Origin of the sequence: Janthinobacterium sp. NKUCC06_STL (assembly GCF_019345455.1) — a bacterium.
Taxonomy (GTDB): Bacteria; Pseudomonadota; Gammaproteobacteria; order Burkholderiales; family Burkholderiaceae_D; genus Janthinobacterium; species Janthinobacterium rivuli.
The window spans coordinates 432,653-452,532 of sequence record NZ_JAHKQY010000002.1 but is presented as its reverse complement, the minus strand read 5'-3'; the positions used below and the strand labels follow the sequence as shown (position 1 = coordinate 452,532).

At 63.8% G+C, this 19,880-nt stretch carries 24 protein-coding genes; 12 read left to right on the top strand and 12 right to left on the bottom strand.

What is annotated here, in order from left to right; all coding sequences use genetic code 11:
* The first annotated feature begins 77 nt into the window (after positions 1–77).
* From KO539_RS10960 to KO539_RS10930, 7 genes are all read left to right on the top strand, one after another.
* Complete coding sequence (locus KO539_RS10960) at positions 78–1,253, top strand: citrate synthase family protein (protein WP_219309199.1); 1,176 nt, start codon at positions 78–80, stop codon at positions 1,251–1,253.
* Positions 1,254–1,352: 99 nt separating this feature from the next.
* Positions 1,353–1,790 carry a MarR family winged helix-turn-helix transcriptional regulator gene (locus KO539_RS10955; RefSeq protein ID WP_219309198.1) on the top strand — a complete coding sequence of 146 codons (438 nt, stop codon included), beginning with the start codon at positions 1,353–1,355 and terminating at the stop codon, positions 1,788–1,790.
* Between the two features lie 33 nt (positions 1,791–1,823).
* A complete protein-coding gene (locus KO539_RS10950) occupies positions 1,824–2,276 on the top strand; it encodes a PaaI family thioesterase (RefSeq protein ID WP_219309196.1) in 453 nt (150 codons plus the stop codon).
* A 97-nt stretch (positions 2,277–2,373) separates the two neighbouring features.
* The gene (locus KO539_RS10945; RefSeq protein WP_219309194.1) at positions 2,374–2,664 is read left to right on the top strand and encodes a hypothetical protein; all 291 of its coding nucleotides are present in this window, start codon (positions 2,374–2,376) and stop codon (positions 2,662–2,664) included.
* A gap of 395 nt (positions 2,665–3,059) precedes the next feature.
* Positions 3,060–3,599, top strand: a complete 540-nt coding sequence (locus tag KO539_RS10940; RefSeq protein ID WP_219309192.1) for an SMI1/KNR4 family protein — start codon at positions 3,060–3,062, stop codon at positions 3,597–3,599.
* 79 nt (positions 3,600–3,678) lie between these two features.
* Entirely contained in the window at positions 3,679–3,975 is a 297-nt protein-coding gene (locus KO539_RS10935) for a T6SS effector amidase Tae4 family protein (protein WP_219309190.1), read from the top strand.
* Positions 3,972–4,304: a hypothetical protein gene (locus tag KO539_RS10930; RefSeq protein WP_219309188.1), complete on the top strand. Its 333-nt coding sequence runs from the start codon at positions 3,972–3,974 to the stop codon at positions 4,302–4,304. The genes KO539_RS10935 and KO539_RS10930 overlap by 4 nt, the downstream gene beginning before the upstream one ends.
* Before the next feature lie 55 nt (positions 4,305–4,359).
* On the opposite strand, the gene KO539_RS10925 is transcribed toward KO539_RS10930, so the two are convergent.
* Positions 4,360–5,379, bottom strand: coding sequence for a tyrosine-type recombinase/integrase (locus KO539_RS10925; RefSeq protein WP_219309186.1), 1,020 nt, complete (start codon positions 5,377–5,379; stop codon positions 4,360–4,362).
* Between the two features lie 221 nt (positions 5,380–5,600).
* On the opposite strand from KO539_RS10925, the gene KO539_RS10920 reads away from it, so the two are divergent.
* Positions 5,601–6,653: a DNA-binding protein gene (locus tag KO539_RS10920; RefSeq protein ID WP_219309184.1), complete on the top strand. Its 1,053-nt coding sequence runs from the start codon at positions 5,601–5,603 to the stop codon at positions 6,651–6,653.
* Between the two features lie 8 nt (positions 6,654–6,661).
* On the opposite strand, the gene KO539_RS10915 is transcribed toward KO539_RS10920, so the two are convergent.
* From KO539_RS10915 to KO539_RS10900, 4 genes are read right to left on the bottom strand one after another with little or no spacing between them, the layout of a single operon-like run.
* Positions 6,662–7,108: a GNAT family N-acetyltransferase gene (locus KO539_RS10915; RefSeq protein WP_219309182.1), complete on the bottom strand. Its 447-nt coding sequence runs from the start codon at positions 7,106–7,108 to the stop codon at positions 6,662–6,664.
* A gap of 3 nt (positions 7,109–7,111) precedes the next feature.
* A complete protein-coding gene (locus KO539_RS10910) occupies positions 7,112–7,663 on the bottom strand; it encodes a hypothetical protein (protein WP_219309180.1) in 552 nt (183 codons plus the stop codon).
* Positions 7,660–7,845, bottom strand: a complete 186-nt coding sequence (locus tag KO539_RS10905; RefSeq protein WP_219309178.1) for a hypothetical protein — start codon at positions 7,843–7,845, stop codon at positions 7,660–7,662. The genes KO539_RS10910 and KO539_RS10905 overlap by 4 nt, the downstream gene beginning before the upstream one ends.
* Positions 7,846–7,875: 30 nt before the next feature.
* Positions 7,876–8,484: a hypothetical protein gene (locus KO539_RS10900; RefSeq protein ID WP_219309177.1), complete on the bottom strand. Its 609-nt coding sequence runs from the start codon at positions 8,482–8,484 to the stop codon at positions 7,876–7,878.
* A gap of 188 nt (positions 8,485–8,672) precedes the next feature.
* On the opposite strand from KO539_RS10900, the gene KO539_RS10895 reads away from it, so the two are divergent.
* Together KO539_RS10895 and KO539_RS10890 are read left to right on the top strand one after the other, a co-directional pair.
* Complete coding sequence (locus KO539_RS10895; protein ID WP_219309175.1) at positions 8,673–9,620, top strand: DUF535 family protein; 948 nt, start codon at positions 8,673–8,675, stop codon at positions 9,618–9,620.
* A gap of 104 nt (positions 9,621–9,724) precedes the next feature.
* Positions 9,725–11,077: a serine hydrolase gene (locus KO539_RS10890; RefSeq protein WP_219309173.1), complete on the top strand. Its 1,353-nt coding sequence runs from the start codon at positions 9,725–9,727 to the stop codon at positions 11,075–11,077.
* A 3-nt stretch (positions 11,078–11,080) separates the two neighbouring features.
* Here the strand turns inward: KO539_RS10890 and KO539_RS10885 are convergent, their stop codons facing one another.
* The 3 genes from KO539_RS10885 to KO539_RS10875 form a co-directional block, all read right to left on the bottom strand.
* Positions 11,081–11,434 carry a hypothetical protein gene (locus tag KO539_RS10885; protein ID WP_219309171.1) on the bottom strand — a complete coding sequence of 118 codons (354 nt, stop codon included), beginning with the start codon at positions 11,432–11,434 and terminating at the stop codon, positions 11,081–11,083.
* Complete coding sequence (locus KO539_RS10880) at positions 11,431–12,999, bottom strand: EAL domain-containing protein (RefSeq protein ID WP_219309169.1); 1,569 nt, start codon at positions 12,997–12,999, stop codon at positions 11,431–11,433. Before KO539_RS10880 ends, KO539_RS10885 begins: the two co-directional genes overlap by 4 nt.
* Before the next feature lie 92 nt (positions 13,000–13,091).
* Entirely contained in the window at positions 13,092–14,588 is a 1,497-nt protein-coding gene (locus tag KO539_RS10875; protein WP_219309167.1) for an MFS transporter, read from the bottom strand.
* Between the two features lie 84 nt (positions 14,589–14,672).
* On the opposite strand from KO539_RS10875, the gene KO539_RS10870 reads away from it, so the two are divergent.
* Complete coding sequence (locus KO539_RS10870) at positions 14,673–15,548, top strand: LysR family transcriptional regulator (protein ID WP_219309165.1); 876 nt, start codon at positions 14,673–14,675, stop codon at positions 15,546–15,548.
* Here KO539_RS10870 and KO539_RS10865 read toward each other — a convergent pair.
* Positions 15,545–16,117, bottom strand: a complete 573-nt coding sequence (locus KO539_RS10865) for an XRE family transcriptional regulator (RefSeq protein WP_219309163.1) — start codon at positions 16,115–16,117, stop codon at positions 15,545–15,547. The genes KO539_RS10870 and KO539_RS10865 overlap by 4 nt on opposite strands.
* 91 nt (positions 16,118–16,208) lie before the next feature.
* Here KO539_RS10865 and KO539_RS10860 point away from each other — a divergent pair, with 91 nt between their 5' ends.
* Positions 16,209–16,739 carry a GNAT family N-acetyltransferase gene (locus tag KO539_RS10860; protein ID WP_219309161.1) on the top strand — a complete coding sequence of 177 codons (531 nt, stop codon included), beginning with the start codon at positions 16,209–16,211 and terminating at the stop codon, positions 16,737–16,739.
* A gap of 7 nt (positions 16,740–16,746) precedes the next feature.
* Here the strand turns inward: KO539_RS10860 and KO539_RS10855 are convergent, their stop codons facing one another.
* The 3 genes from KO539_RS10855 to KO539_RS10845 form a co-directional block, all read right to left on the bottom strand.
* The gene (locus KO539_RS10855) at positions 16,747–17,931 is read right to left on the bottom strand and encodes a low temperature requirement protein A (RefSeq protein ID WP_374106398.1); all 1,185 of its coding nucleotides are present in this window, start codon (positions 17,929–17,931) and stop codon (positions 16,747–16,749) included.
* A gap of 52 nt (positions 17,932–17,983) precedes the next feature.
* A complete protein-coding gene (locus tag KO539_RS10850; RefSeq protein WP_219309158.1) occupies positions 17,984–18,937 on the bottom strand; it encodes a 2-hydroxyacid dehydrogenase in 954 nt (317 codons plus the stop codon).
* A gap of 271 nt (positions 18,938–19,208) precedes the next feature.
* Positions 19,209–19,880, bottom strand: a complete 672-nt coding sequence (locus KO539_RS10845; protein WP_219309156.1) for a hypothetical protein — start codon at positions 19,878–19,880, stop codon at positions 19,209–19,211.

Genomic DNA, 19,880 nt, shown 5'->3' with positions numbered 1-19,880 from the left:
AGGCATGAGTCTAGTGACGCGCTGCCCGGCCCGTCAATCTTGATTCTACGAATCAATATACAGATACAATCGCCGCCATGAAAAACGACTTATCCGCCCTTGACGCGGCGCGCCTCCTGGGCGTCAGCCTGCCCACCCTGTATTCCTACGTGAGCCGGGGCTTGCTGGCTTCCGTCAGCAAGGGAGATTCGCGCCGCAAGCGCTATCCGCAGGAAGAGGTATTGCGCCTGGCAGCGCGCAAAAATGACGCCAAGCGCGGCGGCCAGACGGCCGTGGCCGCCATGCACTGGGGCTTGCCCGTGCTCGAGACGCGGATTTCCCACATTCTCGATGGCCGGCTGCTGTACCGGGGCTGCGATGCGACGGCGCTGGCCGAGTCCGCGACGCTGGAGACGGCCGCCGGCCTGCTGTGGGACGACAACGCGACAGACTATTTCCAGCAAGATGCTCCTGCCCTGCAACAAGGACTGGCCAGCGCGCCAGATGCGCCGCCGCTGTCGCGCGCCATGCTGGCCATGGCCATGCTGTCGTCCCTGCCTGCGCCTGCTGACATGCTGCAGTCCGGCCCAGCCTTGATGCGCCTGCTGGCCGCCTCCCTGCTGCAGACGGCGCCATCCGCCTTACCGCTGCACCAGCAACTGGCCCAGGCGTGGCAGGCGGACCCGGACCAGACTGAATTGCTGCGCGCCGCCCTCGTGCTGCTGGCCGACCATGAATTGAATGCGTCGACCTTTGCCGTGCGCTGCGTCGCCTCGACGGGCGCCAGCCTGCCGGCCGCACTGGGGGCCGGATTGGCGGCCTTGTCCGGAGACAGACACGGCGGCGGCAGCGCGGCGGCCAGGTGCATGTTGACGCAGGTGCTGGCCGCGCCAGACGCCAGGGATAGCATCGACGCCTTTTACAAGAGCATTACGCCGGAATTCGCCGGCTTTGGCCACCCGCTGTATCCGCTGGGCGACCCGCGCGCCGCGTATCTGCTGGACCGTCTGTCGGCGCTGTCGCAAGCGTATCCGCAGTTGCGCGCCATCCTGGCGGCGTGCGCGGTGGCGGGCGAACTGCTCGATGCGCGTCCGAACGCTGATCTGGCACTGGCGGCCATGGAGCTGGCGTTCGGCTGGCCCGAGGGCGCAGCATTGAGCGTGTTTGCCCTGGCCCGCTCGGCCGGCTGGATCGCGCATGCCGCCGAGCAGGCCGCCAGCGCGGCGCTGATACGGCCACGCGCACGCTACATCGGGCGCCACCAGCGCGACTAGCAATTGACGCTTGATTTATTACGCATACGTAGTAGTATACTTCGTATGCGTACCAATAATTCTCCTACTTCAGAGGTCCCCGATGCCGCAGCCTGCCCGTTGGGCGAACGTTCGCCGCGCCTGTTCAATCTGCTTAACCTGGCGCGGCAGAACCTGTTTCGTTCGGCAGACGCCGTCTTCACCAGCGAACTGGGGTTTTCCGGCACGCAAGTCGTCGCCCTGTTCGCACTGAAGGGCGAAGAAGGCTGTCAATTGAAGGATCTGGGGCGGGCGCTGCAACTGAAGAACTCGGCCGTCACGGGCTTGGTCGCGCGCATGAAAGAAAACGGCCTGATCGTGCGCGGCCAGTCGGCGCTCGATGCGCGCGCCGGCACCCTGCACATGTCGCCCAGGGGTGGCGAGGTGCTGGCCGCCGCCCTGCCCCTGCTCGACAGCCTGAATGAACAACTGAAAGCGGGTTTCAGCGAGGAAGAGCTGGCCGTCGTCGCTCGCTTCCTGCTGCACGCCTCGCGCCTGCGTTTTGCGCAGGACGTCTGACCCACCCCCACACCACCACCACAGGAGTTACCCATGCATCCCAACGACATGACCGGCTTGCAACTGATGCAAGCTTTCGCGCAAGGCCTGTTTCCACGGCCCGGCATTTCCAAGACCATGCCCATGGATGCGCACACGGTCGAGCATGGCCGCGTCGTCTTCACGGCCACGGCGAATGAAACGCACACCAATCCCATGGGTGGCGTGCATGGCGGATTCGCCGCCACCGTGCTCGACACGGTCACGGGCTGCGCCACGCACACGGTCTTGCCAGCCGGCGAAAGCTACGGCACGACGGACCTGAACATCAAGATGTGCCGTCCCCTGCCCTTCAACGTGACGGTCTACGCCGAAGGCAAAGTCATCAATGCGGGACGTAACCTGGTCATTTCCGAAGGTACTATCCGCGACGAAGCCGGTAAAGTGTACGCGCATGCGACGGCCACCTGCATGATCATCCGCCCGCGGGAGCAGGCGGCCGCATGATACGGCCCGGCAGCATCGCGGAAGCCTGGCGTGTGCTGCAGGCTTGCCATGGGAGCAACAACGCCATACACTGAGCCATTCTGCCCGAGGTCAAACGATGGTTAAAAAGATTGCTGTCCTCGGCTTACTGGTTGGCATCGCCTTCGATATGCTGCCTCATGCGTTTGAGGTCGTTGCCAAGACCAATATTTGCCGCGAATCATGCTCCAACTTGCTGAAGGTCGTGTCGATCGTCATCTACGCGACCTTGCCCATAGCTTGGAGCGCGCTCCTGGGGATAGTGATTGGAAAGCATCACGCAACGCGGATAGTGTGTATCAGCGTGCTATTCTCGCTGTTTATCATGGCAGTCTTGACCTGGTTTCTCTACAAGCAGCAACATCCCTGATTTTCAAGCGCAATGCTTTTTTGGGGCGGCCTCAGTCCGCCGGTTTCTTCTTCGCCTTCAATAAACTGCCGGCCGCATCCTTCTCGAAGCGGCCCTGAAAGGATGTGCGCTGCGGCCAGCCCCTAGGCTGTAAGCTGGGAATGCGGATGAGGATGGCTTTTTGTATCGCTGGCTGGGCGGTGTGCTTCCCGCGCACCGCAAGACGGGGTTGGCGCAGCGTCTGCTGCCCCAAAATGCCTCACAAAGCTGCATGCATATCTCCTGCTTGCCGAAGATGCAACAATGCCATACACTCAACCATGCTGGATCCTTGAGTCGACAGCATGAGATGCTACATCGCAGGCGCCCATGCTAACTCGTCGTTTTGCAATGTCTAACAGGTTGGGCCTAAAAATATGAAACTACCCGTTCAGCTTGAAAAACTGCATCAAGTCGCTGATGCTGCCGCAATTAAGTTTGAAACTTCCGCCGATATGGTCTTCGAGCCTTGTGGCCTTATCCTGGAAATGCCTCAAATAGAAGAGCAATACTGGTGCACCCCTACCAACGTCGTTCCCTTTGCAAGCACAGGCGGGGACGGTGTCCATTACAGTTATCTCAAAGATTTTGTATCCACTAACGGAACTTTGCCGATCATAATGACTCTGCCATCCGCAGACGAAAACAACGTAGTGATCGCCGAGTCCTTTGAGGAATTCTTTAATTTGGGCTACTACGTCGGTTGGTACTCGCTCGAGCAGCTGGTATATCAAGAGGAGCAGGCAATCGACTACTTTATAAAACCCGATGAGGAACACCGGGATTATGCAGAGTCTCGCCTGGAATACCTGCGGGAGGCTTTGCAGATGCGTCCTGTTCCGCCGCAGATGGCGCGGCTCGCCAAGCTGCGCGAGCAATATTTCGATCTTTTGCTCATCCCGGAATTGCCGGAATAAACCCAGTCACCCATTCAACCGGACGCCCTCAGCCCGCCGCCTTCTTCTTCGCCTTCAATAAACTACAGCCTTTTGCGGCTTGCCAAATAAGCCCGAGGACGTCACCGGCAAGGAGTGGAAATCCAAGGTCAAGGCGCGCACCGCTATCATCATGTTGCATGCTGACTGGACTCGCGATGGGGAAGCACCCGACAGCGCAAGCGGAGGCTATATTGATTTTTGGAATGGCAAGCGAATGACGGTCTCTGGCGCTGAAGGTTTCATCGCGATGGTGGGCAGAAGAATTGGCGTATCAAGTGCTCATATTCCCGGCACCTCGATTGGTTACTCGGACTTGAGCAACGCAAGCCTCATCCTGTTTTGGGAGGTCAAGTGAAACGTATCGGCTTATCAGTAGGGTTTCTTATTGCTGGACTGCTAACAAGCTGGGCTGCAACGGTCGCTGGCAGTCACCTGCCGTTCTGGTTTCATGTCAAGCTGTTGCGCCACGACTCCAGCGCTTGCTACGAAATAGGGCCGTGTTCGGTATCCTGGTGGGTCACTGCCGCGCTTGTCGCCTATCTTCTTGGCCCATCGTTCATTTTTATGGTGACGGGATGGCTTAGCGCAAAGCCCGGCGTGACCACATCTAAAAAACTGAGCAGACTCTTGTTGCTGGCAGTCTTTACGTTTGTACTGTATTTGCTGGGGTATGTCATCAGTTGAATGTGGGATAACAATCGGTCAACTGGCGCTCCGCTGCACGGTGTCGTCGGGCGCCTCAGGCCGCCGCCTTCTTCTTCGCCTTCAACAAACTCCCGGCCGCATTTTCCTCGAAGCGTCCTGCCTCTTCTATATAGCCATGCACGGTGCCGTCATGGCGCCAGCCGCCCTGGCGCTTGATGGCCTGGAAATCGGCGCCGGCCCGGTGGGCGCTGGTGGCCATGCCGCGGCGCAGGCTGTGGCTCGATAGTTCCGGCACGTAATCGAGCTCCGCCAGCCTGGCGCAGCCCTCCAGTATCGTGTTGATGCTGCTCGCGTGCAATCCCTTCGCGCCCACGTGCCCCCACTGGTTCACCGTGCGCAATAGCGGGCCCGTGCGGATGTGCGCCGCGGCCAGCCAGGCGCGCAAGGCCGTGGCCGGACAGCAGACGCCGTCGCCGAACGGGATCGCCTTGACGATGCCCTCCCCCAGTTGATCCGTTTTCGAGCGGGGCAAGGTGATGACCATGCCCTGCGGCTCCCAGCTCACGTCTTCCAGCATCAATCCCACCAGTTCGCTGCGGCGAAAACCGCCAAAAAAGCCCAGCTGCAGCAAGGCGCTGTCGCGCAAGGCCTTGACCTTGCCCAGCGCGGCCAGTCTGGACACGATCGTTTCCATATCTTCCAATGGCAAGGCCTTGGCCTTTTTCTTTGGCTTGCCGTGCAGGCGGGCGATGCCGGCCAGGGTTTTGCGCACGGTGGGCGTGGACGCGGGGTCGGCAAAACCCTGGTACACATGCCATTGCGACAGGGCCGTCAGGCGCAGGGCCAGCGTGCGCGCGTTCAGGCTGTCCGCATACGCCATCAGGTAACGGATGACGGTGGACTCATCTGCAGGCAGCGCCCCGCCCCAGGACTGGAAGTGGCGGATGGCGGAACGGTAGGTGCGGCGCGTGTTGTCCGAGGTGGCGGCGGCGAGAAATGCCTGGTGGCGCGCGGCCAGCTCGGCATCGATCAGGGCGCCGTGTAATGGCGCGCTGGCGATGGCGGTGTTTTTGGCCACGGCGGCACGGCGTTTCGAGAGGGGCAAATCAGGCATGGCGGCGGCGAAATCGCGGTTTTGTACTGGGAGACACACAGAATAGCATGCCAAACACCCCTATAACACGCGATAAGCAATCTTATCGGGACTTATCTTTTTCAAAGAAAGCAAAAATTTATATCGTAATAGTATGCGATATTACGTATCATGTAATACGTTACTAAATTTCGCTCATAGGTGGTTTTATGGCCCGCACCGGCATTCTGTACTCTGATGTTATGAAAGCAGCCCAAATCGTCGCTGCCGATGGGCGCAATCCCACGGTCGACAGCGTGCGCGAAGCGCTGGGCAGCACGGGTAGCAAGAGCACCATCGCTCCCCTGCTCAAGCGCTGGAAGGAAGAGTTCCAGGGCGCGGGCGCCGTCAAAACGGAAGCGGGCTTGCCGGCAGAGCTGATGGAAGCGATGCGCGGCGTCTATGAAAAACAGCAGCGCGACGTGGCGCAGCAGCTGGAAACGGGCATGCAGCAGAATCGCGCCGAGCTCGATGCGGTGCTGGACAAGCTGAAAAAGACGGAAATGGAACGATTGAAACTGACGGAGGCGCGCGCCGCCCTCACCCAGGAATTGCGCGCCACGCAGCACGCACTGGCGCAACTGAAGGAAGAACACCATTTTCGCGCCGTCACCCTGGCCACCTTGCACAGCGATAACGCGGGCCTGACGCAGCGCCTGGCCGACCGGGGCGAGGACATCGCCGCCCTCAACCGCCAGCTGGCGCAGGTGCGTTCGCAGTTCGACCATTATCAGGAAGCGGCCGCCACCCAGCGCAGCGAGGAACGGGCCCAGGCACAGCAGCGGGAAAGCAGGCTGGAGCAGGAAAACGCCCAGCTGCAGCAGCGCTTGCAGGGCCAGCAAGCCACCCTGGTGCAGCAAGACATGCGGCTGGCGCAGCTGCAGGTCGACCACGCGCGCCTGGCTGACGAAGCGTCCGCCGAGCGGGCAGCGCTGGCCACCGTGCGTCCCGAGCGCGACCAGTTCGAATTTCAATACCTGCAGGCGGCCGCGTCCGCCGACGCCCTGCTGGCCAAGCTCGATACGGCCCTGCTGGCGCTGAACGACGCCAAGGTGGCGCTGGCCGCGCAAGACCGCCAGCTCGACATGCTGGCGGAAAATGGGCAACTATCGCAGCAGAAAATGGAAGCATGGGCGCAGGAGCGCGACGGCTTGTTGCGCGACAATGCCGGCATGGCGGCGCGCCTGGCGCTGCACGACAGCGCGGCATCGACGCCCGCTACGATAAGCTCGAGGACGCCCTCAAGGCAGCCCTGACGCACTCTTTACCGTCGGTAGCGCACCCGTACCCACGCGCCGATGGCGTCCACGCCGCTGTCCGCCGCGTCTTCGACCCAGCCCGCGCGCGCATAAAAGCGCCGCGCCCCCGTATTGGCCAGCTGCGTCTTGAGGCTCAGGCGGGGACCGAAACGGGCCACGACGGCCGCCAGCAGGTGCGCGCCGATGCCCAGGCCGCTATACGCCGGGTGCACGTACAAATGGTGCAGGAAGTACTCCGGGGCGTCGCCCGTGTACACGGCGGCAAAGCCGGTGACGCTGCCATCGGATTCGGCAACGAGGATGGCTTCGCCCTGCGTCGCTGCCGTGAAAACGGCGCTGCCGGCGACCGGGCCGAAGGCGTCGCGCCCGGCCAGGGCCAGGATGGCGGTGCAGGACTGCGTGTCCCCGCTGGCGAAAGGTCGAATCAGGCACATGGCTGGCGCGTTATCCATTCCTTACAGGCGGCGGTTCAGCACGCTGTCGATATCATGGGTTTTCAGCTCCACCTGGAGCACGCCATCTTGCAGCCAGTAGCCGTCGGCTCCCTGTTGCAGCGCCTCCATGTCGAGCGTGCCCAGGCTTGGCGCGATGGCGCCAGCGAGCAAGGCCGCAGCGTCATCCCATGCCCTATAAAACAGTTTCAGATACCAGCCGTCGTCGTGGGCAAAGGCGAGGAAGCGACTGCGCAAGGCTTGCAGCGGCGCGAGCGCGCCATGGTGGCCGAGCATCGCGGCCACGTTCGCATCCGGGGAAGCGGGCGGTGCACCCTGCCAATCGGCCCAGGCATGGCTGCCCCAGGCATGGATATCTTCGTGCGCCAGGGCTGGCAATTGCTGCCGCATCAAGGTCTGCCAGGCGGCAGGCTTTTTGAGCGTGCCGGCACTGCCCCTGCGCAGCACGATGCCATCCGCCTTGCCGAGTGCAACAATACAATCCTTGAATTCAATGCCGGAAGCGACCAGCATGCGCTCGGCCGGGTCGTGCCAGATATACAGATAATGTCTCAAGTAGTGGTCCGTTGTGGTGTCGTCGACGTGTTCAGGGCCACGGCGGCGCGTATCAGCGCGTGCACGCTGGCCAGGATTTTGCCGCGCCAGTGCGCCAGCGAGGCGACTTTCGCATCGAGCTGGCTGGCGGCGGAGGCGGCATTCTCCGCCACATCTTCGGGCGGCGTGCGCGGTTCGTTCATGGCTGGCATCTCCTTCACTGCGCGCGCGCCTTACTGCGCTGGGTTGGCCATGCAGGGAACCAGCGCGGCAAGGAACTGGTCGCGCAAAGCCTGGTACTGCGCATCCGTCGCGAATTCCCGCTTGTCTGCCGGCTGATTGAGCAGGTAGGCGGTGGCGACCGTCCCGCTGGCGGCATGCAGCAAGGTGTATAAACTAATCACGCCGGACGATTGCGTGACATACGGGTTATTCAATCCTAGCACTTCCACGCCCTGGCGCGTGTCCGTTTCCAGCGGCACCAGCTGTGGCGGCTTGCTGTTGGCGGACATCTGCTGCATTTGCGCCAGGATCGTGTCACGGTCGGCGGCAAACCTGCCTTCAGCGCTGCGTTCGATCTTCAGGTTCACGAAGGGCAAACTGCTCTTGTGGAACAGCATCAGCCGATAGCCGTCGGCCACCGATACCTGCCCCTCTCCCGTTGCCAGCTTGACGCTGCGCGTCGTCACGTGTGCGGGCAGGCGGTCCTGCTGCCTGAACTGGAACTCGCTGCGATTGATGCATTGGGCCAAGGGCCCCAAGGGATCGGCCGTGCGGTCTTGCGCGTGGGCGGCCAGTGAGGCAAGCAGCATGGGAATGACAAGCAATTGGCGGTGGTTCATGAAAGGCATCAGTCATCGGGTTGGCGAGCAGGGAGAATAAGCGCCAGTATTACTAAAAGGCAAATGTTTAGTTGTCATCCTCTAAATATGGGTGGAACAGCGTCTTAATATGAAATTCACCCGGCCCACGTAGCATTCAGATTGGCAAGGCTCTCATTGTGCAGCGCCTGCCATTTTCCGGCTGAACCATGACTGACATCGCTTTATCCCTGCGCCACGGCGCCGCCCTACCCCACCGTGCCAGCGGACACCGGCTGAAAGCGGCGCTGGGCGCCCTCTTCTTTCCACGCCAGCGCACGCGCTGGCAAGCCTTCCTGGGCAGCATGCCAGGCCTGAATTCGCTGGCGCAGCTGCATCCTTGTTTGCGCTTCAAGATCTACCGCCCGTACGCCTCGCGCCAACTCGGTTGCACGGATCGCCTGGCCTTGCTGGAAGGGCATTACCGTTTCCTGTGGCAAGCGGGCGCGCGCACCCTGGTCGAGCGGGCCGCGCGCCAAGCGGTGGTGCTGGCCGCGTTTGACGGCAAGGATGGGGCGCTGTACCGCTTGCAGCTGACGGCCATCCACGACAGCTACCGCGAAGGCGAACTGTGCCTGCGCCTGACGCGCGACGGCCAGCCATTCTACCTGGCCAGTTTTTTATTCCTGCCGCGCGCCGATGGCGTCTCGCTGCAGCTGGGCGCGCTGCAAGGCTTGCGCTCGGAAGCGGGCAAGCTGGCCGTCAAGGAAGCCACGCGGGCGCTGCACGGTTGCCGCCCGAAAAACCTGATGGTGACGGCCTTGCGCGATTTCGGCGATTTTTTTGCCTGCAATAACCTGTTCTTGATCAGCAATGACAACCGCATCGCCCTGAATGCGCGGCGCCGCCGCCATATCGCGGCCGATTACGACCATGTGTGGCAGGAATTGCACGCCTTGCGCATGCGCGATGGCAATTATCACTTGCCCTGCGCGGCTTACCGGGCGCCGGAGCTGGCCGCCGTGCCGTCGAAGAAACGCGCCGATGCGCGTCGGCGCGGCGAATTGCTGCAATGCATGTCCGCCGACATGCGCGCGCAGCTGGCGGGTTTGCTGGACGCGCCCATGGCTGAAAAATGCGCAAGCGCAAGCCTTGGCATACTGACAAAAATGCCATAAACCTCAGGAAGCCTTCATGTTGGGGCCGTATCCTGCACCGGGCATGCCAGCCACCTTCTCCAAGGGCCGGCGCGCATTCGATCCACCCTGGACAAGGTTTCCCCATGACACCCACTTTCGCCCTCCTCCCCCTTTGCCTCGCTGGCACCGCTGCACTGGCCGCCCCCGTGCTGGACGACGCCGTTCGCCAGCGCGCGGAAGAACTGACGCGCACGGGCATGCACGCGAGCATCGTCATCGCCGTGATCGACGGCAAGGACAGCGCCGTCTACGGCTTTGGCAGCGTACACGCCGGCAAGCACATCAAACCGGGCGCCGACACCGTCTACCAGATCGGTTCCGTCACCAAGACCATGACGGCCTTGCTGCTGGCCGACGCCGTCGCCGAAAACAAGGTCAAACTCGACGAGCCGGTGGCCACTTTATTGCCAGGCTATACCGTGCCCGCCTTCGACGGCAAGAAGATCAGCCTGCTCGACCTGGCCACGCATTATTCCTCGCTGCCGCGCCTGCCCGACAACTTCGCGCCCAAGGATACGGCCAACCCGTATGCGGACTACACGGAAGCGAAACAGCGGCAATTTCTCGCCGCCTACCACCTGCCGCATGCGCCTGGCACGGCATTTGACTACTCGAACATCGGCTACGCCGTGCTGGGCACGGCCCTGGCCGCACAAGCGGGTAGCAGCTATGAAGCGCTGCTGCAAAAGCGCATCGCCGTGCCGCTCGGCATGCGTTCCACTTCGAACCAGCCCACGCACGGCATGCTGGCGCGCCTGGCGCCCGGCCATTTGCTGTCGGGCGAGCCGACACCGGCCTGGGATTTGAACGTGGTGGCGCCGGCCGGCGGCGTGTATTCGAGCGCGCGCGACATGATCGCCTACCTGCAAGCGTATATGTTCAAGCCGCTGCGCCCGTATGCGCTGGCCATCCTGCCGCAGCGCCCGCTGGCGGCCGACGGCGACACGAAAATCGGCCTGTCCTGGCTGCTGGAGCAGAAACAGGGCCACAGCTACGCCTGGCACAGCGGCCAGACGGGCGGCTACGCCAGTTATGCGGCGTTCACAACGGACGGCAAGCGGGGCGTGATGGTGCTGACGAACACGGCGCGCGACGTCGACGCCTTGGGCCTGTCCACCCTGCTGCCCGGCACACCGCTGCCGCCGCTGAAGAAGCCGCAAGCGGCCATCGCGCTGCCGCGCGCCGCGCTGGCCGAGTACGTGGGCGAGTATCCATTGGACAAGGATTTCACGTTGACGGTAACCCTGGGCAAGAATGGCCTGGAAGCGGCCGGCACGGGCATGGGATCGGCGCCCTTGTTTGCCAGCGCGAAAGATCAATTCTTCTTCCGCGCCATCGATGCGGACCTGGCGTTTACGCGCGATGCCGCGGGCAAGATCGCCAGCGCCGTGCTCAAGCAAGGCGGGCAGGACGTCGTCTTGCCGCGCAAGCCGTAAAAATCACGCTGCCGGGTCTTGCATGAATTGCTCGACCCGGGCGACAAATTCCGCCTTGCTGCGCGTGCGAAACTCGCCCAGGAAGGCGTCGCTGCCCTGGACGATTTTTCCGTGGCGGTCATATGCCACCTTGCCCATCTCCAGCACGAATTCGCCCTGCGGATCGTCTTCCGGCTCGAAATGCGAATTGAAGCAGTAACCGGTGTCGCGGCAGCTGCCCCACAACAGCAATGCGCTGCTGAACCATTCCATGGTCTCGGGGCCAGTTTCTACCTCGAACAGGGTGTTGACGGTGATGTGCCAGCCGCCCGGTACGCGCAGCGGCTGCAAGGGATAGGGAAAGCGTGGCTGTTTCATGTGGACGATGGCGCGCGGCGCGCCCGGTAAAAGGTGAGGAATTCCGCGGCCGGCAGCGCTTTCGCGAACAGCCATCCCTGGCCGAATTCGACCTTGCGCTCCAGCAGATAGTCGGCTTGCTGCTGCGTTTCGATGCCTTCGGCCACGATCAGCATGTTCAAGGTGCGGGCCATGGCGATGATGTGCGGCGTGACGCTGCTGGTGGCCGCGTCCGTGCCGATGGTGTCGACGAAGGACTTGTCGATTTTCAGGGCGTCAAGCGGCAGGTTTTGCAGGCTCGACAGGCTGGAATAACCGGTGCCGAAGTCGTCGATGGCCACGGCATGGCCGCGCGCCCTGGCCTTTTCGATGGTGGCGCGGGCCGCTTCCACGTTGATGAAGCCCCGTTCCGTCGCTTCCAGCCAGATCTGCTGCGCCTCGATGCCCGTGCCGTCCAGCGCGCGTTCCAGCACGTCGAGCACCCGGCCCGTTTCGATATCGCTGGCGCACAGGTTGATGGCGATGTGCAGTTCGCGGTCGGCCAGCAGCGCGGCGCGCATGTCGGCAATGACGCAATCGATGACCTGGTCCGTGATCGGCAGTATCAGGTCGGCCTCCTCGGCCACCGGGATGAACAGATCGGGGCGTATCATGCTGCCGTCGGGGCGGCGCCAGCGTATCAGCGCCTCGGCGCCCACGCACACGCCCGTGTCGAGCGCGATGATGGGCTGATAGTGGACAAAGAATTCACGTCGCTCGACCGCCGTTTCCAGCTCGCCGCGCAGCGACAGCCGGCGGCGCGACAGCCACACGACGATGCCGACGATGAAGGCGGCCATCAACAGGCCCAGCGGCAAGAGCAGCAGCTGTTCGCGGCGCAGCCTCTCGCTGAGCTTGCTGCGCGGCTCGATCATGACGGCCGTCAAGCCATCGCGGTACAGCATCGCATGGATGCTGTCGTCGTGCGCCAGCTCGCCCTTCGCCCCCGTGCCAGCGAGCAGCGTATTGACCAGTGCCGGGTCCGGATGGTGCAAGGTGTCGAGCACGCCGCCCTTGCCGATGGCCACGGCCATCTGGATATCGTTGTCGACGATGACGTCGGAAAAGCGCACGGGATCGATCAGCACCTTATGGGCGCGGTAGGACAGCCCCACCATGCGCTTGCCGCCGCTGACGACGGGGCGCAGGTTGAAATCGAGGCCCATGCCATTGTCCAGCGTGAAGTCAGCGGGCGTGATGGCGATGCGCTCGTCCTCGATGCCGTTCGACGTGCATTTGAGCAAGCCGTTTTCCACATAACCGATATCGTCGATGCTGCGCGTGGTAATGGTGATGCGGCGCAATTGCTGGATATGCGCTTCCGAACACGGCGCCAGGTCCAGCGCATCGGCGCTGCGCAGGGCCATGCTGGCCGAGGCGATGGAACGGTGGGCGCGCTCGAGCGCGTAGCCGGCGAGCAGGCGCAGGCGTTCCTGCTCGCCCTGCTCGGCGCGCACGGACGACAGATAGAAGGCCAGGCTCAGGGGGGCGGCCACGCCGATGACTGCCACCAGTACACTGGTAATGATGATCCGTTTTCTGCGCATGTGATTACCTGCGGTAGTTATATGATTGCCATGTATTGCTCGTTGGCATCATATTACAAGCAGAGGCCGCGCACGCGGAACTTACTGAACAGTTACACTTTTTCCTGCGGCCGCGCCAGCACGAACACCAGCGCCGCCACCACGGCCGCCAGTCCGCCCGCCAGGTAGAGCACGCTGGCAAAGCCATCGATAAAAGCGTGGCGCGCCGCTTCCTGCGCCACGGCCTGCATCGCGGGCGGCAACTGACCGAAGGCCTCGGCCGCGTTGCCAGCGACGATGCGTCCTATCATTTCAGGCGACGCTTTCAAGCCGTGCAGCCACGCCAGCTCGTTGAACGAAGCGGCCGTGCGCATGGCCAGCACGGCGCCCAGCGCGCCCACGGCCAGCACGATGCCGACAAAGCGCGTCGTCGTGCTGATGCCGGAACCCATGCCCGTGCGTTCTCTGGGGATGCAGGCGAGGATGGCCTTCTGGGTCGTGCCGTTGAGCAATCCTGCTCCCGCGCCCGTGACCACCATGCCGGCCGCCACCCAGCCATATTGCAAACTGGAGGCGGCCAGGGCCGTGGCCACGTTGCCCACGGCGACGATCAGCAAGCCCGTCACCAGAATGCCGCGATCATCGAGAACCCGCATGGCGCGCGGCGCCAGACGCGACAGCGCCACCATGGCGACGGCAAACGGCAGCATGGCGCAGCCGGCCAGCACGGCGGAAAAGCCGAAGGCGTTCTGCAAATACAGGGGCAAAAAGGTCATCATCACTTGCGCGGCGATGGCGTAGCCGAACATGCCCAGCACGGCGCCGACGAACACGCGCCGGGCGAACAGCGACAAATCGACCATGGGCGCGCGCTGGCGCCGTTCCACGACGATGAACACGGCCAGCAGCGCCGCGCCCGTGGCGAAGCGCAGCATGGTGGCGCGGCTGGACCAGCCCGCCACGCTGGCGTCGATCAAGCCCCAAATGATGGCGAACAGGCCGGCGGAGAATAATGCCGCGCCGAATGGATCAAAACTGGCGTTGGAGGCATCCTTCGACTCGTCCACGTGTTTGCTTACCAACCACATCAGGATGGCGACGACGGGCAGGTTCAGATAGAAAATCCAGCGCCAGTTGATGGCGCTCGTGATCAGGCCGCCCAGCAGGGGCGCCACCGTCATGGCCACGCCCATGGCTGCGCCCCACACGGACCAGGCGCGCGCCCGCTCCTTTTCCGCGTGAAACGTGTGGCCAATGACGGCCAGCGCGGATGTGAGCAGCAGCGCCGCGCCGAGTCCCTTGATGGCGCGCGCCACGTTGAGCACGAACGGCGTCCACGCCAGGCCGCACAACAGGGACGCCAGCGCGAACACGGAGAGGCCGAACAGCATGACCCGGCGCCGCCCCAGGCGGTCGGCGATGCTGCCGGCGGGCAGCAAAAATGAGGCGAACGCCAGCATGTAGGCGCTGACCACCCATTCCACATCGACAAAGCTGGCGTTGAGCGAGCGGGCGATCGACGGCAAGGAGACGGCCACGACGTTGGTGTCGAGCATGATCAGAGCGCACACGCCCGAGCACGTGTATAAGGTCCAGTTGGTATTTTTCATGCCTGTATTTTAAGCAGGCTTGCATTACTTCCTGTTATAAGACAGCTGCCTTATAATTTACTGATGGTGAATACAGATAAAGACATGGAACTGCGGCATTTCCGCTGTGTGCTGGCCGTGGCGCACAGCCTGCATTTTGCGCGCGCGGCCGCCGAGCTGGGCATCTCTCCGCCCGCGCTGACCAAGCAGGTGCAGGAAACGGAGCTGCTGCTGGGCACGCGGCTGTTTCAGCGCAGCAAGCGCGCCGTGTCCCTGACGGCCGCCGGAGAATTGTTCGTCATCGAAGCCACGCGCGCGCTGGGGCAACTGGCGCAGGCGCAGGAAGTGGCGCGGCGGGCGGGACGGGGCGAACTGGGACGGCTGGAAATCGGTTACGTGGCCTCGGCCGCGTATTCCGGCGTGCTGCAAGACCAGTTCGCCCGCTTTCGCGCCAGCCATCCGGGCATCCACATCGGCGCGCGCGAAACCGCGATGGATACCCTGCCCGGCTTGCTGGACCAGGGCCGGGTCGACCTGGCCTTCGTGCGCCCGCCGCTGCACTTGCCGGAAGGCATCGACAGCGTGGTCTTGCTGCGCGACCGTTTCGTGCTGGCCGTGCAGGCGGACAGCCCGTTGGCCTTGCTTGATGTGGCGGCGCCGGCCGCGCTGGCGCAGCAGGCGTTTATCGTGCCGGAACAGGAATTGGGCACATTGGAAGTGAGCCGGCGCGGCGGCTTTGCGGCGCAGGTGGTATCGCGCCCGGGCAGCCTGGTGGCCGTGCTGACGGAAGTGTCGCTGGGCGTCGGCTGCGCCATCGTGCCCCATTCCGTGATGGCCAGCGTGCAATTGCCTGGCGTGTGCTTTCGCGAACTGGCAGGGCCGCAGATCAGCTCGGAAATCGCCGTGGCCTTCCGCCGCCACGAACAGGCGCCCGCCGCGCGCGCCTTCATTGCCCAGCTGCGCGCGGCGGCACTGGCTTAATCTCGGTTCTTCAATACCGCCACGGCGTAGGTGCAGGCGGAGGCCGTTTCATTGCTGAACACGCAGTCGGCGGGCGGCCCCAACTCCAGGCAGTCGCCCTCGTCCAGTACGTGGCGGGTCTCCCCTTCGATAAACACGAGGCTGCCGCTGAGCGACCAGATGAGTTGCCGCCGCGACACATAGGCGGCGGCCGGCATGGCCACCACGGCGCCGGGCGGCAAGGTAATATGCACGAGGTCGAGCGGCATGTCGGACGCGGGCGACACGTGCCGCCGCACATAGCCGCTCTGCGGGTCGACCCACACGGGCTGTTCAAGCTTGCGCAGCAAGCGTCCCTCGCGCATTTCCGCGCGGGCGATCAGCTCGGACATACTCAGGTCGAAGGCGCCCGAGAGCCGCGCCAGCAAAGTGGCCGTAGGGCTGCAATCGCCCCGCTCCACCTTGTGCACCATGGCGCGCGATACGCCCGAGCGGGCCGCCAGGTCCGTGAGCGACCAGCCCAGGTTTTCCCGCTCGTGACGCACCCGGGCGCCGATGCGCTGGTTCAATTCGTCTGGTTTAGTGGACATGTATCAGCTTCCATTCGGATTTTATTGGACAAGGCGTGAGCGGCAATCTATGATTTGTCCATTATAGTAGACGCCTTGCGAGGAAATCAACATGCAGATACGCGATGCCCATGCGGGCGACATCGAAGCCATACTGGCCATCTACAACGATGCCGTCAGCCATACCCTGGCCATCTGGAATGAACGGACGGTCGATGCGGCCAACCGCGCCGCCTGGCTGGCCGACCGCCAGCGGGCCGGTTATCCGGTGCTCGTTGCCATCGATGCGGAGGGAAAGGTCGCTGGCTACGCCTCGTTTGGCGACTGGCGCCCGTTCGAGGGTTTTCGGCATACGGTCGAGCATTCCGTGTACGTGCGCGCCGACAGTCGCGGCGCCGGCGTCGGCAAGACCTTGATGGTGGAATTGATCGCGCGGGCGCGCGGCTTGGGCAAGCACGTGATGGTGGCGGGCATCGAGGCGGGCAATGCCGGCTCGATCGCCCTGCACAAGCAGCTGGGCTTCGAGGAAGTGGCATTGATGCGCCAGGTGGGCACCAAGTTCGGCGCCTGGCTGGACCTGGCGTTCTTGCAGCTGCAGCTCGATACGCGCAGCGATCCGGACGGCATTGCGCCGCCCGGCTAAGCAAGCATCAGGGATCGATCTCCGGTGGCGGACGGCGCAGCGCCATATGTTCCCACACGGCCACCAATACCAGCACGCAGCTGGTGATGCAGGCCAGGGTCAGGGGCGCATACAGCCTTCCATACGCCATCGGGATCAGCGCCAGGATGATCAAAATGCCCAGCAAATGCGACAGCGGCGGCGCGGCGCGCTCGCTGCTGACCCATTTGAACAGGGCATTGCCCAGCAGATACAGGATCGGGCCACCCAGCAAGGCGCTGATGCCGGCAAAACTCGCCTCGTCCGGATGCACGAGGGCCAGTTCATCGGCCACGGCGGAAACGATCACGCCGCCGACGATCAGCACGTGGATATACGTGTAGGCCTTGCGGGCGATGCGGCCCGGGTCCTTCGAGTGGGCGATGCGGTGGTGGCCCGCCTCGGCGCCCGTGTCGAAATAGATCCACCACATGGCGATGCTGCCGACCAGGGCTGACAAAAAGCCCAGCCAGTTGGCGGCAGTCCATTCCAGGCCCGCGAAGGTAGCGCCCGTCACCAGCAGGGATTCACCGAGGGCGATGATGACGAACAGGCCGCAGCGCTCGGCCATGTGGCTGCCGTCGACGTCCCAGTCGGCCGTCGTCGAGCGGCCCAGGCCCGGCAGGCCGAACTGCATCCAGGGGCCGGCCAGGTCGATCGCCAGTGCCAGCATCCACCAGAAGATGCGCTGCTCGGGCGACGCGAGGCCGCCGGCAATCCAGAAGACGCCGGACAGCACGGCCCACAGGGCGATGCGCTGGAAATTGCGGCGGCGCGACAGCGCTTCATGGCGCACGGCCCACCAGGCAAACAGGGGCCGGCCCACCTGCATGGCGACGTAGGCGCCGGCAAAAGCCAGGCCCCGCGTGCCGAACGCTTCGGGGATCGAGGCCGACATGATCAGGCCGCCCAGCATCAGCGCAAACAGGCTGATGCGCACGGGAATGCGTTCGGGGTCGAGCCAGTTGGTGATCCACGACGTGAAAATCCATACCCACCAGACGGCCATCAGCAGCAGCCCCGTCTGCAGCCAGCCCATGGCGCTCAGGTGGGCCAGCAAGCCGTGCGACAGTTGCGTGACGGCAAACACGAACACGAGATCGAAAAACAGCTCGATCATGCCCACCTTGCCGCTGTCCTGCCCGCCGCGCGTGCGCAACAGCGATTTTGTCAATTCCATAGCTACTCTTTCATTCAAGCTTGATTAAAACGGTTGATCCTGGACTTTATGGCTTTACGGGTGTCAACAAGGGCAAGCCGGCGAAGTGCGCGGCCAGGTTATCGACCACCAGTTGCCCCATCGCATGGCGCGTTTCCACGGTCAGGCTGCCCACGTGCGGCGTCAGCACGACGTTGGGCAAGGCGCGCAAGGCGTTTGGTACGCGCGGTTCGTCCGCGAATACGTCGAGACCTGCCGCGCCCAGGTGGCCATCCTGCAAGGCGGCGATCAGGGCCACTTCGTCGATGAGGGCGCCACGGGCGATATTGATCAGGGTACCTTGCGGCCCCAGCGCATCGAGTATGGTGCGGTCGACGATCTTGCGCGTGGCCGGCGTGCCCGGCGCGCAGATGATCAGGTAGTCGCTTTCCTGCGCCAGGGCCAGCAACGATTCGGCGCGCGGCACGCTGGTGCCGGCAATGGCGCGCGGCTGGAAGTAGCGCACGTGGATGCCGAAGGCGGCCAGGCGCAGCGCGATGGCTTGCCCGATCTGGCCGAAGCCGAAGATGCCGGCCGTCTTGCCGCGCAGGCTGGACGCAGGGGCGATGGCCTCGCGGCGTTCCCATGCGCCATCGCGCACGAAACGGTCGAGCGCCACGATGTGCCGCGCGCTGGCCAGCAGCAAGGCCAGCGCCACGTCGGCCACGTCATCCGTCAGCACGTTCGGCGTAGTGGTGACGGCGATGCCCCGTTCGCGCGCCACGTCGAGCGCCACGCCGTCGAGGCCCACGCCATTGACGGCGATGATTTCCAGATTCGGCAGCAAGGCCATGTCGGTCGCGTTCAAACCCAGCGCGCCCGTCGTCACGACGGCGCGGATGGCCGGCGAGCGCTGGGCCAGCCAGGCGTGGCGCTCGTCCGCCGGCACCTGCCAGGCGTGGTGGCAGGTATATTGCTGGTCCAGCTGCGCGTTGACGGCAGCCGAAGGGCTGGGAGCGAGGATGAGGAGTTCGGGGAGCATGGGCGTCCTGGGTCGTGTCACATGAATTGCAGACGCAACTTAGCATATTTGAGACCCTGCCGGGGGTGGCATACCCTATTACCGCCCCTAAAACCCTGCACGCCGTGCGGTCTTTGCCCGGCATGGATCACGCTTGCATCATGCGTAGGTCGGCTTAGCCCAACGGGCGTAAGCCGACAAGCGCCGCCACGCAACCTGTCAGATTACGCTGCGCTAATCTGACCTACACATCTGAAACGTAGGGCGGCGCGACGAAGATAGTCAGGTCGGCTCAACCGGGGCAAGGCACGCGTTTCACCTTGCCGCCCGTCCTGGCCGGATCGGCGCCGGAGCCGGGATTATCGGCCATGCCATAGCAGGTGGCGCCGCCGGCGCTGACAACGCGCGTGGCGGGGCGGCCATCGGCCATCAGGTATTCCTCCACGCGGATGACGGGGCCGCCGCGCCAGGCGGAGGCGACCAGTTTCTGGAAAGTGCTTTCGCCCTTCAGGTCGGCGGAGGTCAGCCACGGCTTGTCTTGCTTCAGCTCGCCGCGCAGAGCCTTGTCGGCGGCGCCCGCAGCCAGCCGGGCGCGCGTGCGCAAGTCTGAAGTGGAAGGCGCGGCGGGAAGCTCTTCGGCCGGTACGGTGATGGCCTCCCCTATGACGGGAGGTGGTTCGAGGATGGCGGACGGCGCGGCGGGCGCCGCACTGGCCCGCGCGCGCGGCAAGGGAGCCGGCATGGGCATGGGCAAGGCCATCGGCGGCGTCTGCGCCATTGGCCGGGACGGCAGCAAGGTCATGAACGCTACTTCCGTGTATTGCTTGAGTTGCCGCGCCGGCAGGAGCAGGAAATACAGGCCCAGCACGTGCATGGCCAGGATCAGCGCGACGGCCGCACCTTTCAGGCTCAGGCCCTCCCGCATGCGCATGGAAGCGGACTGTAGATGGCGGTGCAATGGCAT

What these genes read in the sequence shown, in the direction of transcription:
- KO539_RS10960 (WP_219309199.1), top strand. Translation starts at nt 78, where the DNA reads ATGAAAAACGACTTATCCGCCCTTGACGCGGCGCGCCTCCTGGGCGTC.
- KO539_RS10950 (WP_219309196.1), top strand. Translation starts at nt 1,824, where the DNA reads ATGCATCCCAACGACATGACCGGCTTGCAACTGATGCAAGCTTTCGCG.
- KO539_RS10945 (WP_219309194.1), top strand. Translation starts at nt 2,374, where the DNA reads ATGGTTAAAAAGATTGCTGTCCTCGGCTTACTGGTTGGCATCGCCTTC.
- KO539_RS10940 (WP_219309192.1), top strand. Translation starts at nt 3,060, where the DNA reads ATGAAACTACCCGTTCAGCTTGAAAAACTGCATCAAGTCGCTGATGCT.
- KO539_RS10925 (WP_219309186.1), bottom strand. Translation starts at nt 5,379, where the DNA reads ATGCCTGATTTGCCCCTCTCGAAACGCCGTGCCGCCGTGGCCAAAAAC.
- KO539_RS10920 (WP_219309184.1), top strand. Translation starts at nt 5,601, where the DNA reads ATGAAAGCAGCCCAAATCGTCGCTGCCGATGGGCGCAATCCCACGGTC.
- KO539_RS10915 (WP_219309182.1), bottom strand. Translation starts at nt 7,108, where the DNA reads ATGGATAACGCGCCAGCCATGTGCCTGATTCGACCTTTCGCCAGCGGG.
- KO539_RS10905 (WP_219309178.1), bottom strand. Translation starts at nt 7,845, where the DNA reads ATGAACGAACCGCGCACGCCGCCCGAAGATGTGGCGGAGAATGCCGCC.
- KO539_RS10900 (WP_219309177.1), bottom strand. Translation starts at nt 8,484, where the DNA reads ATGAACCACCGCCAATTGCTTGTCATTCCCATGCTGCTTGCCTCACTG.
- KO539_RS10895 (WP_219309175.1), top strand. Translation starts at nt 8,673, where the DNA reads ATGACTGACATCGCTTTATCCCTGCGCCACGGCGCCGCCCTACCCCAC.
- KO539_RS10890 (WP_219309173.1), top strand. Translation starts at nt 9,725, where the DNA reads ATGACACCCACTTTCGCCCTCCTCCCCCTTTGCCTCGCTGGCACCGCT.
- KO539_RS10885 (WP_219309171.1), bottom strand. Translation starts at nt 11,434, where the DNA reads ATGAAACAGCCACGCTTTCCCTATCCCTTGCAGCCGCTGCGCGTACCG.
- KO539_RS10880 (WP_219309169.1), bottom strand. Translation starts at nt 12,999, where the DNA reads ATGCGCAGAAAACGGATCATCATTACCAGTGTACTGGTGGCAGTCATC.
- KO539_RS10875 (WP_219309167.1), bottom strand. Translation starts at nt 14,588, where the DNA reads ATGAAAAATACCAACTGGACCTTATACACGTGCTCGGGCGTGTGCGCT.
- KO539_RS10870 (WP_219309165.1), top strand. Translation starts at nt 14,673, where the DNA reads ATGGAACTGCGGCATTTCCGCTGTGTGCTGGCCGTGGCGCACAGCCTG.
- KO539_RS10865 (WP_219309163.1), bottom strand. Translation starts at nt 16,117, where the DNA reads ATGTCCACTAAACCAGACGAATTGAACCAGCGCATCGGCGCCCGGGTG.
- KO539_RS10860 (WP_219309161.1), top strand. Translation starts at nt 16,209, where the DNA reads ATGCAGATACGCGATGCCCATGCGGGCGACATCGAAGCCATACTGGCC.
- KO539_RS10850 (WP_219309158.1), bottom strand. Translation starts at nt 18,937, where the DNA reads ATGCTCCCCGAACTCCTCATCCTCGCTCCCAGCCCTTCGGCTGCCGTC.
- KO539_RS10845 (WP_219309156.1), bottom strand. Translation starts at nt 19,880, where the DNA reads ATGCCATTGCACCGCCATCTACAGTCCGCTTCCATGCGCATGCGGGAG.